The sequence below is a fragment of the Agathobaculum desmolans ATCC 43058 genome (assembly GCF_000701665.1).
Taxonomy (GTDB): Bacteria; Bacillota; Clostridia; order Oscillospirales; family Butyricicoccaceae; genus Agathobaculum; species Agathobaculum desmolans.
Genome location: NZ_JNJN01000061.1, coordinates 1 through 12,551 on the forward strand (window position 1 = coordinate 1; position 12,551 = coordinate 12,551).

A 12,551-nucleotide genomic window follows, 5' to 3' on the forward strand; every position below is an offset into this window, starting at 1 on the left:
GGCAACTGCGTGCGCCCAGAAGTCGCCAGCGCAATATAAATTGGCGACGTGGTACTTACAGGATACCGCCTTTAGCAAGCGGTAGGTAAAAGTATCAGGTGATGAAAAATCACAACCTATTATTCTACAACTTATCCGAGAGGGGAAACCCGAAGGGGAGTGTAGCATGTTGTTGTTCCAGTTGGAACGTAAATAGGAAAGGCGCTAATCCTATGCGTCAGAACATTTAAGAATAAAAATCAGTGTATGAGGTACAAAGCTAAACTGCCTAAACGATAGCCAGAGTGGGGGAACCCGTGCCCCGCATACGAAAAGGATTGAAACGTATGCTTTTCATGTTGGTTTCATTTCGCAGTTATGAAAGCAAGCGATACTCATGAAAGAGCAACCGCAAGACAGCGGATAAATGGCGAAAGTCGGTGCCGACAACACTGAATGCTAATCCTGTATTTACTAACTGGGGATGACCTAAACCTGGTAACAGGCATGGTCACACAGCTCCCATAGTAGTCCGAGACGTTAATGACGTTCACATGGCGAAGGGGAGCAGCTTATCAGAAAATACTAAAATGAAGGAAGGTGCGAGAGGCATTGAGAAATCCAACTGAGGTATTGAAAAATTTGATGGAAAAGTCAAAGAATGAAACTTACAGATTTCAGAGATTATACAGAAATCTGTACAATCCGGAGTTTTATTGGCTTGCGTATAAAAATATCTACGCAAATGATGGCAGTATGACTGCCGGAGCTGATGGAACAACGATTGATGGCATGGGTAACGAGAGAATTGAGAGGATTATTTTATCCTTAAAAGACCGAAGTTACCAACCTAAGCCTGCAAGAAGAGAATATATTGCAAAGAAAAACAGCAGTAAAAAACGTCCTCTGGGTATTCAGTCGGGGGATGATAAACTCGTGCAGGAAGTCGTTAAGATGATTTTGGAGAGTATTTATGAGCCTGTGTTCAGTAATAAATCACATGGGTTCAGACCAAACAGAAGCTGTCAGACAGCACTGAAACAGATACAGAACACCTTTACTGGTGCGAACTGGTTTGTGGAAGGAGATATACACGCTTGTTTTGACAGTTTCGACCACCATGTAGTTATCGACCTCTTGAAAAAGAGGATTGATGACGAAGCGTTTATCCAGCTTATATGGAAATTCCTAAAAGCAGGATATATGGAACAATGGACATTCAACAGAACCTATAGCGGAGTGCCGCAGGGGTCGGGAGTCAGTCCAGTGCTGGCAAATATTTACCTTCATGAATTGGACAAATTTATGGAAAATTATGCAGAAAACTTCAATACAGAAGCCAAGAAGAAACATTTTTCTACTGCATATAAGTCCAGTGTCGGTAAGGCATACAGATATAGGAAAAAGGGCAGAGAGATATGGGATAGTCTGTCTGATGAAGAAAAGAAAATCAGATGCAAAAATCTTAAGGAACTGGAAATGATTGAAAAATCTACAACACCGTACGTCTATAACGACAGTAATTATAAAAGGGTGCAGTATACGAGATATGCGGATGATTTTATCATCGGGGTTATTGGTAGCAAAGCAGACGCAGAAGCTATCAAGAAAGACGTGAAAATATTCCTGCAAAAAGCATTGAAATTAGAAATGTCAGACACTAAGACAAAGGTTACGCACACTGGAAACAGAGCAAGATTTCTAGGTTACGACATTACGGTATCAAGAGCGCAGACGCTACAGAAGGCTTCTAACGGAAGGGTTCAGAGATGTCAGACAGGAGTTGTTAAACTGTATGTTCCACGCGAAAAATGGGTAGGTAAGTTAATTGAATACAAAGCAATGAAAATCAAAATCAACGAAAACGGAAAAGAGAGATTTGTAGCCCTTCATAGGGGAAAACTGGTAAACCAGAGCGATATTGAAATTCTCGCAAGATACAATGCAGAAGTCCGTGGACTATATAATTATTACTCCATAGCGAATGACTCCTTTAAAATAGGGAGATTTGCCAATGTAATGAAATACAGCATGTATAAAACATTTGCGTGCAAGTATAAGACGAATGTTCATGAGATTAAGCGGAGATATTGCAGAAACGAATTATTTACAGTTGCGTATGAAACAAGGCAGGGAATGAAAACAACAACATTCTACAGGGATGGTTATAAACGGAAGGAATGTGCTACAAAGTTTGATAATGTAAGCGAGCTTCCGCAGTTTTCAAAATATGCCAAAACTAACACTCTCAAACAGAGAGTGGAACGTCATACTTGTGAATTATGCCAAAAAGACTGTAGAAATCTGGTAATACACCAAGTTAAGAAACTCAAAGATTTAAAGGGAAATACAGAGTGGGTATTACTCATGCGAAAAAGGAGACGGAAAACACTCGTGGTATGCCCCGAATGCCATAATTTAATTCATTCGTAACACCGCAAATGATAAGCGGAAAGCCGTATACATCGAGAGGTGTACGTGCGGTTTGGGAGGGAGTGGATGCAAGTCCTTTTCGAAGGATGAGCTGAAGCTTACCTCATGATGAATTCCTGTATCTGGGCGGCAATGAGCAGAGTACCCACAAGTATGTGTCGGAGCTTCTGGGAAAGGAAACTATCGACACGAACACTTATGGGAAAAGCTCTGGGCGGAGCGGGAACTATTCTACCAACTATCAGATTTCGGGGCGTGAGCTTTTAACGCCAGACGAGGTGCGTATGCTTGACAACCGCTACGCACTTCTTTTTGTGCGAGGGGAACGCCCCGTGATGGACTTTAAGTACGACATCTTAAAGCATCCCAATGTGAAACTGACAGCAGACGGAGGGCAGCCGCCTTATCTTCACGGCGAGCCGACGCAGGCTGTCGCAACTGTTGTGTTTGACAGCGATATTCCAAAGGACGCAATCAGCGTAAATGCTGTCAGCACTTCCTATGAGCTTCTGTCCGAGGAGGACTTGGAAGAATTATTCAATTTATAAGGAGGATTTATCTATGCGAATTTTCAAGAAAAATGAGAACAAGAAAACCACCAAGCTGCCCATGACTGGCAAGGTAGAGAAAGGCTTCCGCCGCTACTGCGTGGCGGTGCTTGCCCTCACGCTGATGAGCGTGACTTCCGTGACCGCCTTTGCCGCAAGCGACCCCATTCAGGTAGTCAACAACCTCTCCGATTTCATCTTCGGTCTGGTAAGGGCTGTCGGTATGATTATGCTCGGCTTCGGTATCGTGCAGGTGGGCTTGTCGCTGAAATCCCACGACCCTTCCCAGAGGGCGAATGGATTTCTGACGCTTGCCGGCGGCGTTGTGATTACCTTTGCGAAGGAGATTTTGACGCTTATCACGGGCTGATTGCAAGGAACAGAAAGAGCAACCCAAAGACACAAGACAGGGCTTACGGGGCAGATCCGCTTTGCGGCTTGCCCCGCAAGCTGATTATAACAAGGAGGTGGTCGAATGTCTGATAACTGGGTAGTGCAGAATTTAGAGAACGCCTTGAACACTTGGAACGAGAAGTTAGCCGAGATATGGCAGCTCATTACCCAATCCCCAGAAACCTTTAAGGGCGGGGCGATATGGAATGTCATCGTGGATATACACGGTGCGGTGCAGGCTATCGGGCTTGCCCTGCTCGTCCTGTTCTTTGTGGTGGGCGTGATGCGTACCTGCGGCAACTTTGCCGAGGTCAAGCGTCCTGAGCAGGCGTTGAAGCTGTTTATCCGTTTCGCCCTTGCCAAAGGTGCAGTGACTTACGGTTTGGAGCTGATGATGGCTCTTTTCAAGATTGTGCAGGGTATCATATCCACGATTATGAACGCCGCAGGCTTCGGTGCGGCACAGCAGACGGTACTGCCGCAGGAAATCGTCACGGCGGTTGAGGACTGCGGATTTTTTGAGAGCATCCCCCTATGGGCGGTCACGCTTATCGGCGGTCTGTTCATTACGGTACTCTCATTCATTATGATTATGTCGGTGTACGGCAGGTTTTTCAAGCTCTACCTTTATACCGCCATCGCCCCTGTCCCCCTCGCCGCCTTTGCGGGAGAGCCGAGCCAGAGTGTCGGAAAGAGCTTTATCAAAAGCTATTCCGCCGTCTGCCTTGAAGGGGCAATTATCGTGCTTGCGTGTATCATCTTCTCCGTGTTTGCGGCTTCCCCGCCTGTCGTCAATCCCGATGCGGCGGCGGTCACGATGGTATGGAGCTATATCGGGGAACTTGTTTTTAATATGCTCGTCCTTGTCGGTGCGGTCAAGATGGCAGACCGTGTGGTACGGGAAATGATGGGCTTGTAATCATCAATCAGGAAAGGAAAATCAAAATGCAAAAAGAGCCAGAGTATTACCAGATTTATCATATCCATTTGTTGAACGGAGAAGTCATTGAGGCTTCCGAAGCCTATGACCTGCCTGCGGAAAAGGGATTAGTCGGAAAATTTGAAAAGGCTGACGATAACGAAATCTTTGAAATCGGGGACGCCATTTCAGGATTTGCGTATATCCCCAAACGCAGCATTCTCTTTATAGCGACAGGCGATGTAAAGGAAGGATGGTGTCCGTTTGGAAGTCAAGATAAATAAGGAAATCCGTAACTATACGGAGAGTATGTTTTTTGGGCTGTCAATGCGGCAGTTCATTTTTCCTGTCCTTGCCTGCGGCGTGGCGGTGGGCTTGTAATTGTAAATTTTCTGCGGAGCTGTTGACTATGTTGCATGGAATGGGTATAATATGGGTAGAATATTACTACCGATACAATTCAAGGAGGTGTCATTATGAATATTCGTCCATCCGCAGCAATCCGCCAGAATTACAATGAGATTGCCGATATGTGCAGAAAGACCGCAGAGCCGATTTTCCTTACCAAGAATGGCGAGGGGGATTTGGTTGTCATGGATATTGAAACCTATAACAGACGGGAAAAGATGTTAAAACTCCGTGAGGAGCTGCTTGCCGTTGAGGAAGATAGGATGCGCGGGAACAAAGGTTACTCTGTTGATGAAGTTGCTGCGATGATGCGTAGCGCAATCAAGGAGGCAGCAGGTCATGGAACAGCAGAATAAATACCGTGTGATTGTATCGGAACGTGCAACACAGATGCTCGTTTCCCATGCCGCATTTCTGGCACAGGTCAGCCCAGAGGCGGCGGAACGGTTGACAGCCGAGTTTGAAAAGACCGCAAATTCATTGGAGCTGATGCCACAGAGATGCTCGTGGCTTACAGGGGAATATATTCCCCGAAACGCCTACCGTTTTATCCTGTTTGAAAAACGCTATATGATAATCTTCCAGATAGTAGACGATATAGTCTACGCCGATTATGTGGTGGATTGCAGGCAGGATTACAGTTGGCTTATCAGGTAACAAGAAAATAAACCGAGCAAAATCGTCACTTGATAACAGGTGGCGGTTTTTTTATGTCCAAAAGGAGGTGCTATCTATTTGGAAGTCAAAATAAATAAGGAAATCCGCAACTATACGGAGAGTATGTTTTTCGGGCTGTCGATGCGGCAGTTCATTTTTTCTGTCCTTGCCTGCGGCGTGGCGGTGGGCTTGTATTTCCTGCTCCGCCCGAAGTTCGGCACGGAAACCCTCAGTTGGATGTGTATTCTGGGGGCTTCCCCCTTTGCCATGATGGGCTTTGTGAAATACAACGGAATGACCGCCGAGCAGTTTGTCTGGGCGTGGATAAAATCGGAGTTTCTGATGCCGAAGAAGATTTTATTTTTGCCAGACAACCTCTATTATGAAGCGTTGAAGCCGAATATCGAAGCAAGGGAGAAGGGCTTGCCCGCCCCGATAAAGAAGCAGAAACGGCAGGCGGGAAAGTCAGAGAAACAGAAAATGAAGAAAGCTAAGAAATCAAAAAAGCGTAAGGAGGTAAGCCATGATAAAGACGCTTAGAAACCTGTTTAAGCAGGACAAGGAGAAATTTGCCGTTCCGAAATCAGTGCAGGCGGTCATCCCCATGAAAACCATCTGGGAGGACGGCATTTTCCTTGTCGGGAAGAACAAATACGCCAAGACCTTCAAGTTTGAGGACATCAATTACGCCGTGGCGAGCCGTGAGGACAAAGAAGCGATGTTTTTAGAGTATTCAGAGCTTTTGAACGCCCTCGACAGCGGTGCGACCACAAAAATCACGATTAACAACCGCCGCTTAAATAAAGCGGATTTTGAGCAGACCATCCTAATCCCGATGGCGGAGGACGGTCTGGATAAGTACCGTAAGGAATACAACAAGATGCTGCTTGATAAGGCGACAGGGGCTAATTCCATCGTGCAGGATAAATATGTGACCGTATCGGTGTGCAAAAAGAATATCGAGGAAGCACGGAATTATTTTGCCCGTGTTGGTGCTGACCTTATCGCCCATTTTAACCGTCTTGGCTCAAAGTGCAGTGAGCTTGACGCAGCTGACAAGCTCCGCATCTTCCACGACTTCTACCGCACGGGCGAGGAAACCGCCTTTGCCTTTGATATGGTGCAGTCCATGAAAAAAGGTCACGATTTTAAGGACTATATCTGCCCCGACACCTTTGAGTTTGAAAAAGACTATTTCCGTATGGGCGACAGGTACGGGCGTGTGATTTTCCTGCGGGAATATGCCGCCTATATCAAGGACAGCATGGTGGCGGAGCTTTGCGAGCTGAACAGAAACATGATGCTCTCCGTGGATGTCGTTCCCGTTCCCACGGACGAAGCGGTGCGGGAGGTGGAAAACCGTCTGCTCGGCGTGGAAACAAATATAACGAACTGGCAGAGGAAGCAGAACCAGAACAACAACTTTTCCGCCGTCATCCCCTACGACTTGGAGCAGCAGCGTCGGGAAAGCAAGGAGTTTCTGGACGATTTGACGACCCGTGACCAGAGGATGATGTTTGCGGTGCTGACGATGGTGCATACCGCCGATACCAAAGAGCAGCTTGACAACGACACGGAAGCCCTCTTGACGACGGCAAGAAAGCATTTGTGCCAGTTTGCGGTGCTGAAATATCAGCAGATGGACGGATTAAATACAGCCCTGCCCTTTGGCGTGAGGAAGATTGACGCATTAAGGACGCTGACAACGGAGAGCCTTGCAGTGTTTATCCCGTTTAGAGTGCAGGAAATCTACCATAAGGACGGCGTGTACTACGGGCAGAATGTAATCTCCAAAAACATGATTATCGCTAACCGCCGCCACCTATTGAACGGCAATTCTTTTATCCTCGGCGTGTCTGGTGCGGGTAAATCCTTTACGGCAAAGGAGGAAATGACGAACATCATTCTGACCGACCCCAACGCCGATGTTATTATTATAGACCCTGAGCGAGAATATTCCCCGCTTGTGAAAGCCATGCAGGGCGAGGTCATCCACATCTCGGCAACGAGCGATAACCACATCAACGCTATGGATATGAACTCCGATTACGGCGACGGTGCAAACCCCGTCATCCTGAAATCGGAGTTTATTTTGTCTTTGTGCGAGCAGCTCATCGGCGGGGCAAGTCTGGGGGCAAAGCAGAAATCTATCATTGACCGATGCACGGCGAGCGTCTACCGCTACTATCAGCAGGGCAACTATATGGGAACGCCGCCCACCTTGCAGGACTTCCGTGAGGAGCTGTTAAAGCAGAACGAGCCAGAAGCACAGGAAATCGCCCTTGCCATCGAGCTTTTCACGGACGGCTCCCTCAACACCTTTGCCAAGCATACCAATGTGGATACCCACAGCCGCCTTATCTGCTATGACATTCTGGATTTAGGCAAGCAGCTACAGCCTATCGGTATGCTTGTGGTGCTTGACAGCATCCTAAACCGCATCACCCAGAACAGGGCGAAAGGCAGGAACACCTTTATTTTCATTGACGAGATTTACCTGCTCTTTCAGCATGAATACTCGGCAAACTTCCTCTTTACCCTCTGGAAGCGAGTGCGTAAGTACGGGGCGTACTGTACGGGCATTACGCAGAACGTGGACGACCTGTTGCAGAGCCATACGGCGAGGACGATGCTTGCCAACAGCGAGTTTATCATTATGCTCAATCAGGCGTCCACAGACCGTATCGAGCTTGCAAAGCTCCTTAATATCTCTGATTTGCAGATGAGCTATATCACCAATGTCGGTGCAGGTCAGGGGCTTTTGAAAGTGGGCAGCTCCCTCGTGCCGTTCGTTAATAAGTTCCCACGCAATACGGAGCTGTATAAGCTGATGACAACCAAATTTGGGGAGTGTTAAGAATGGAGGGATTTTTATGTCAGAGATAAGGTTTCGCAATGCAGCCCACCGTGATTTCTTTCTGGAAAATATGATGAAATGCAGGGTAAACGACTGTTATCACAGGGCGTTTTTCTATGTGATGGGGATTGCGGAGGAAACAAGGAACAACATCAATGCCATGTTTGATTTTAAGACAGACTGCATTGAGCCAGAGGGGATGCACGGCGGATGGCAGACAAGCGGCACGGTCAAGGTCTGCCACCTTGCCTTTAACCTCTGGAACGGTTATGCCGAGGAGGGGCGTGAGAGGTATTTCACCCCAGAAGAATTGTTCTGCTGCGAGTTTGCCCCGTACTTTATGGAGGGCATCAAGGTGAGGTATCCCGAGTATTGCAGGGATTTACCGTCGCCCAAGAAGCAGACCGAGCATACACGGTAAACCGTAATCTCAAAAAATGAAATACCCTGCGGGCATACCGTTATGCCCAGAAAACAGGGCAAATGAAAGAAAGGAAAACAAGCCTATGAATTTGAAAAAATATCAATCTGTTATCTGTATCGTTGCCGCCGTTACCCTTTTAGGGGCGGCGGCTTTCTGCGGCTATCACATCTACGCCCACTATGCACAGGTGGACGAGCAGGAGGAAGTGTTTGACAGTCTTGCGGAGGTGGTGGAGAACACTCCTGCGGAGGAAGAAACACCAGAAGATACGCCCGTCAGCGAGGGCGAGGATGTGCTTGCCAAATATCAGGAATTGTACTTGCAGAACGAGGACATGGTTGGCTGGATTGCCATTGACGGGACAGCTATCAACTATCCCGTTATGCAGAGCAAGAACAACCCCAACTTCTATCTGAAGCACAGCTTTGAAAAGGAATACAGCGATTTGGGCGTGCCGTATATCCAAGAAAACTGCGACATCCTCACAAGCGACAACCTGATTATCTACGGTCATCACATCAAGGGGCAAAAGATGTTCGGGGCATTGGAGAATTATAAGGACAAGAGCTTCTATGAGGAACACAAGACCATCCAGTTTGACACGTTGACCGAGCAGGGCGAGTATGAAATCATCGCCGTCTTTAAGACCGTGGCGTATAGTGCGGAGGGCTACCGCTATTATGACTTTGTGGATGCGGAGAATGAGGAGGAATTTAACGCCTATATCGCCAAGTGTAAGGAGCTTGCCCTGTATGATACGGGTGTGACCGCCGAGTACGGCGATAAGCTCATTACCCTCTCCACCTGCGAATACTCCGCCCAGAACGGCAGGCTTGTGGTTGTGGCGAAAAAAATCGTGTAACAAACGCAGGAATTTACGGAAGGGAGGTTTGCTATGGCTGATATTAAGACAAGGGATGCGATAAAAGGCACGATAAAGACCATAGACAAAGCCGCCATTGCTTCGGAGCGTATGAAATCTGCCTATGCCAAGACAAAGGAAAAAGCGGAACAGGGCTGTTATGCTGACGAAGGCTCCGCCACCGAGTATGCGGCGGATAAGCTCTCTTACGGTGCAGACCGTATCAAAGACGAGGGCATCCACCAATTCAATAAGCAGGGGCAGAAATCCGTCCAGACCACGAAGGAGAACATCGTTAGGGCAAAGGACAGGGTATCGGATTTTAAGCAGAAACGGGCGGTCAAAGCCGCCGAGAAGAAAAAAGCACAGGTGATGGCAGAACAGGACGGCTCGCTGATCCGAAACGGGACAGCGGGCCGTTCCCCTGCTTCGGACGATTCTCCTGCCATGAAGCCCGAAGTTCCTAAGAATACAGAAAATCCGCTGATAAAGACAAGGCGGCAGGGAAAAAAGACAATTAAGACAACCGCCAGAAATGCGGAGAAAACGGTCAAATCCACAGCGAAAGGCACAATCAAGACCGCAGAAAACGGCGTGAAAACCGCACAGGCGACCTCTAAAACGGCGATTAAGACCACGGAGCAGACCGCTAAAGCGACGCAGGCGGCGGCAAAGGCATCTGCCAAAGCCGCCCAGAAAGCGGCACAGACGGCGAAAGCCACCGCAAAGGCGACAGCCGAAGCAACGAAAACGGCGGTCAGAGCCACCATATCGGCGGTTAAGGCGATTATCGCAGGCACAAAGGCGTTGATTTCCGCCTTAATCGCAGGCGGTTGGATTGCCGTCGTGATTATCCTGATTGTCGTCCTGCTTGGGTGTGCCGTGTCTTTATTTGGCGGCGGCAGCGAAAGCACTTCCTATACCCCTGTCAGTGCGGAGGTGGAAGCCTATGAGCCGTTGATACAAAAATATGCCAAGCAGTACGGCATTCCCGAATATGTGGAGCTTATCAAAGCTGTGATGATGCAGGAAAGCGGTGGGCGTGGGCTTGACCCTATGCAGGCGGCAGAGGGCAGTTTTAATACAAGGTATCCCCATGAGCCGAATGGTATCCAAGACCCAGAGTATTCTATCCAGTGCGGCGTACAGGAGCTAAAGGCAGCTCTTATCTCCGCAGAGGCGGAAAACCCGATTGACATGGAACGTATCAAGCTCGCTTTGCAGGGCTATAACTTCGGCAATGGCTATATCTCATGGGCAAAGAGCAACTATGGCGGGTATTCCTATGCCAATGCGGTAGAGTTTTCTACCATGCAGGCACAGCGGTTAGGTTGGGAAAAGTACGGCGACACGCAGTACCCCGCCCATGTGCTTCGGTATTACCCATATGGGCGGGCGTTCACAAGCGGCGGCAATCAGGCAATCGTGGAGGTTGCTCTGACGCAGCTTGGCAACAAGGGAGGACAGCCCTATTGGAGTTGGTATGGTTTTGACGGGCGTGTAGAATGGTGTGCCTGCTTCGTTTCATGGTGTGCCGACCAATGCGGTTATCTGGAAAGCGGCATCGTGCCGAAATTCTCCCTTTGTTCGGACGGTGTGAATTGGTTTAACAGCAACGGGCAATGGCAGGGAAAGGATTATGAGCCGAAAGCAGGCGACATTATCTTTTTCGACTGGAGCAAGGACGGGCAGGACGGCGATGCCGACCATGTGGGCATCGTGGAGAAATGCGAGAACGGCGTTGTCTATACCGTGGAGGGCAACTCTGGCGATGCCTGCCGACAGAACAACTACCCCGTCGGGTACTATGAAATCCTCGGTTACGGTTGTCCGAGCTATTAGGAAAAGGGCGAAAGAAAAACCAGAGGTTTTATTCCTCTGGCTCTTTTGCCTTACATAGCCCGTTCACGGTTGCTTCGATGACGGACAGCTCCCTGTCGTCCAGACGGTCAAGCTGAGCGTCTAAGCGTCTGCGGATAGAACTCTTTTTGACTTCTTTCTCTGGGAATATGTACTCGTCCACCGATACCCCGAACATCGTAATAAGCTGAATGAACAGCTCGATACTCGGATACTGCCCCTCGTTCTCAACCGCTTGCAGATGTCTTGGGTCATAATCCACGATACGGGCAAGCTGCTCCCGTGTCATACCTGTTTTTTCACGGGCTTTCTTGATTGCCTGTCCTATCGGCGTGAAATCAAAGTCAAAATCGTTATTTCTTTTATCCATAAGCTCACCACCTGTTCTCTGAAAATCTTGCCCTTATATTTTACAGAGATGTGGTTTCTGATAGAACGATGTGAAATCTCTGACAACAAGAGATTTAATAGCCTATCAGCAGAGATGAAAAAGCTATAAACTTTATAAAAGTGACTATTTCTTGACAGCGAACGCTCTCTATGATAGAATAACAACCGACAATCTGTCGGTCTTGATGTGTTTGGGAGCGTGTAGAAAATGCGAATTGTAAAAGAGGCGGAAGAACGCAAAAATGAGATATTGGATGTTGCAGGGAGATTGTTTGGAGAACAAGGCTATGATGCCACAAGCACCAATGACATTCTGAAAGAAATCGGCATTGCAAGAGGTACGCTTTACTATCATTTCAAATCCAAAGAAGAAATTTTGGATGCAATGATTGACCGTATGACAGAGCAAATACTTGAAAAAGCAAAATCAATTGTGAAACAAACGGAGATACCCGTGTTACAGCGTTTGATATGTACCCCCTTTACTGGACACCCAGTAGAGGGGGTATTATTATGCGGTACACATATGAGTATAAAAGGAAATGTGTAGAAATGTATCGAGAAGGAAAATGGCCAGAAACGCCAGAAGGTATTAGCGATAAATCCTTTCGAGATAAAGTGAGACTATGGGTAAGAACAGAGGATAGCCGCGGTCCAGAAGCACTGAAACACAAAAATTTCAATAGGAACTGGACACCAGAAGAACGGCTAGAACTAGTATCCCAAGTAATGTCCGGGAAATCCTGTGTGTCAGTGGCAATCGAGGCCGGTATTCAAGATAGACTATTGTATCAATGGGTTCAAAAATATAAAACAAAGGG

Annotated in this window: 14 protein-coding genes and 2 pseudogenes; 15 read left to right on the top strand and 1 reads right to left on the bottom strand. The window is 47.7% G+C overall.

Annotated features, from left to right (window positions below; translation table 11 throughout):
- Positions 1-591 precede the first annotated feature (591 nt).
- From T363_RS0112550 to T363_RS0112610, 13 genes and pseudogenes are all read left to right on the top strand, one after another.
- A complete protein-coding gene (locus T363_RS0112550) occupies positions 592-2,412 on the top strand; it encodes a reverse transcriptase/maturase family protein (protein ID WP_031475749.1) in 1,821 nt (606 codons plus the stop codon).
- Positions 2,413-2,519: 107 nt separating this feature from the next.
- A pseudogene (locus tag T363_RS15730) lies at positions 2,520-2,960 on the top strand (type IV secretory system conjugative DNA transfer family protein); the annotation flags it as partial.
- Between the two features lie 13 nt (positions 2,961-2,973).
- Positions 2,974-3,330 carry a glutamyl-tRNA amidotransferase gene (locus T363_RS0112560; protein WP_031476363.1) on the top strand — a complete coding sequence of 119 codons (357 nt, stop codon included), beginning with the start codon at positions 2,974-2,976 and terminating at the stop codon, positions 3,328-3,330.
- A gap of 105 nt (positions 3,331-3,435) precedes the next feature.
- Positions 3,436-4,272 (top strand): VirB6/TrbL-like conjugal transfer protein, CD1112 family, encoded by an 837-nt coding sequence (locus tag T363_RS0112565; RefSeq protein WP_031476365.1) that lies wholly within the window; start codon positions 3,436-3,438, stop codon positions 4,270-4,272.
- Between the two features lie 26 nt (positions 4,273-4,298).
- Positions 4,299-4,556, top strand: a complete 258-nt coding sequence (locus tag T363_RS0112570; RefSeq protein ID WP_031476367.1) for a hypothetical protein — start codon at positions 4,299-4,301, stop codon at positions 4,554-4,556.
- A pseudogene (locus T363_RS15735) lies at positions 4,537-4,650 on the top strand (PrgI family protein); the annotation flags it as partial. The gene T363_RS0112570 and the pseudogene T363_RS15735, both read left to right, overlap by 20 nt.
- Before the next feature lie 98 nt (positions 4,651-4,748).
- Positions 4,749-5,036 carry a type II toxin-antitoxin system Phd/YefM family antitoxin gene (locus T363_RS0112580; protein WP_031476369.1) on the top strand — a complete coding sequence of 96 codons (288 nt, stop codon included), beginning with the start codon at positions 4,749-4,751 and terminating at the stop codon, positions 5,034-5,036.
- Positions 5,020-5,337, top strand: coding sequence for a type II toxin-antitoxin system RelE/ParE family toxin (locus T363_RS0112585; protein ID WP_031476371.1), 318 nt, complete (start codon positions 5,020-5,022; stop codon positions 5,335-5,337). The genes T363_RS0112580 and T363_RS0112585 overlap by 17 nt, the downstream gene beginning before the upstream one ends.
- A 78-nt stretch (positions 5,338-5,415) precedes the next feature.
- Entirely contained in the window at positions 5,416-5,877 is a 462-nt protein-coding gene (locus tag T363_RS0112590; protein WP_031476373.1) for a PrgI family protein, read from the top strand.
- Entirely contained in the window at positions 5,861-8,194 is a 2,334-nt protein-coding gene (locus tag T363_RS0112595) for a VirB4-like conjugal transfer ATPase, CD1110 family (protein ID WP_031476375.1), read from the top strand. The genes T363_RS0112590 and T363_RS0112595 overlap by 17 nt, the downstream gene beginning before the upstream one ends.
- Positions 8,195-8,210: 16 nt before the next feature.
- Positions 8,211-8,615 carry a DUF6075 family protein gene (locus tag T363_RS0112600; protein ID WP_031476377.1) on the top strand — a complete coding sequence of 135 codons (405 nt, stop codon included), beginning with the start codon at positions 8,211-8,213 and terminating at the stop codon, positions 8,613-8,615.
- Between the two features lie 91 nt (positions 8,616-8,706).
- Complete coding sequence (gene srtB / locus T363_RS0112605; protein ID WP_031476379.1) at positions 8,707-9,480, top strand: class B sortase; 774 nt, start codon at positions 8,707-8,709, stop codon at positions 9,478-9,480.
- Between the two features lie 33 nt (positions 9,481-9,513).
- A complete protein-coding gene (locus tag T363_RS0112610; protein WP_031476381.1) occupies positions 9,514-11,322 on the top strand; it encodes a lysozyme family protein in 1,809 nt (602 codons plus the stop codon).
- A 28-nt stretch (positions 11,323-11,350) separates the two neighbouring features.
- Here the strand turns inward: T363_RS0112610 and T363_RS0112615 are convergent, their stop codons facing one another.
- Positions 11,351-11,710: a helix-turn-helix transcriptional regulator gene (locus T363_RS0112615; protein ID WP_031476383.1), complete on the bottom strand. Its 360-nt coding sequence runs from the start codon at positions 11,708-11,710 to the stop codon at positions 11,351-11,353.
- Between the two features lie 228 nt (positions 11,711-11,938).
- Here T363_RS0112615 and T363_RS0112620 point away from each other — a divergent pair, with 228 nt between their 5' ends.
- Together T363_RS0112620 and T363_RS15740 are read left to right on the top strand one after the other, a co-directional pair.
- Complete coding sequence (locus tag T363_RS0112620) at positions 11,939-12,280, top strand: TetR/AcrR family transcriptional regulator (RefSeq protein WP_242840281.1); 342 nt, start codon at positions 11,939-11,941, stop codon at positions 12,278-12,280.
- Positions 12,281-12,282: 2 nt separating this feature from the next.
- Positions 12,283-12,551 (top strand): transposase (locus tag T363_RS15740; protein ID WP_242840245.1); only part of this gene is annotated, 269 nt, incomplete at its 3' end.

What these genes read in the sequence shown, in the direction of transcription:
- T363_RS0112560 (WP_031476363.1), top strand. Translation starts at nt 2,974, where the DNA reads ATGCGAATTTTCAAGAAAAATGAGAACAAGAAAACCACCAAGCTGCCC.
- T363_RS0112565 (WP_031476365.1), top strand. Translation starts at nt 3,436, where the DNA reads ATGTCTGATAACTGGGTAGTGCAGAATTTAGAGAACGCCTTGAACACT.
- T363_RS0112570 (WP_031476367.1), top strand. Translation starts at nt 4,299, where the DNA reads ATGCAAAAAGAGCCAGAGTATTACCAGATTTATCATATCCATTTGTTG.
- T363_RS0112580 (WP_031476369.1), top strand. Translation starts at nt 4,749, where the DNA reads ATGAATATTCGTCCATCCGCAGCAATCCGCCAGAATTACAATGAGATT.
- T363_RS0112585 (WP_031476371.1), top strand. Translation starts at nt 5,020, where the DNA reads ATGGAACAGCAGAATAAATACCGTGTGATTGTATCGGAACGTGCAACA.
- T363_RS0112595 (WP_031476375.1), top strand. Translation starts at nt 5,861, where the DNA reads ATGATAAAGACGCTTAGAAACCTGTTTAAGCAGGACAAGGAGAAATTT.
- T363_RS0112600 (WP_031476377.1), top strand. Translation starts at nt 8,211, where the DNA reads ATGTCAGAGATAAGGTTTCGCAATGCAGCCCACCGTGATTTCTTTCTG.
- T363_RS0112610 (WP_031476381.1), top strand. Translation starts at nt 9,514, where the DNA reads ATGGCTGATATTAAGACAAGGGATGCGATAAAAGGCACGATAAAGACC.
- T363_RS0112615 (WP_031476383.1), bottom strand. Translation starts at nt 11,710, where the DNA reads ATGGATAAAAGAAATAACGATTTTGACTTTGATTTCACGCCGATAGGA.
- T363_RS0112620 (WP_242840281.1), top strand. Translation starts at nt 11,939, where the DNA reads ATGCGAATTGTAAAAGAGGCGGAAGAACGCAAAAATGAGATATTGGAT.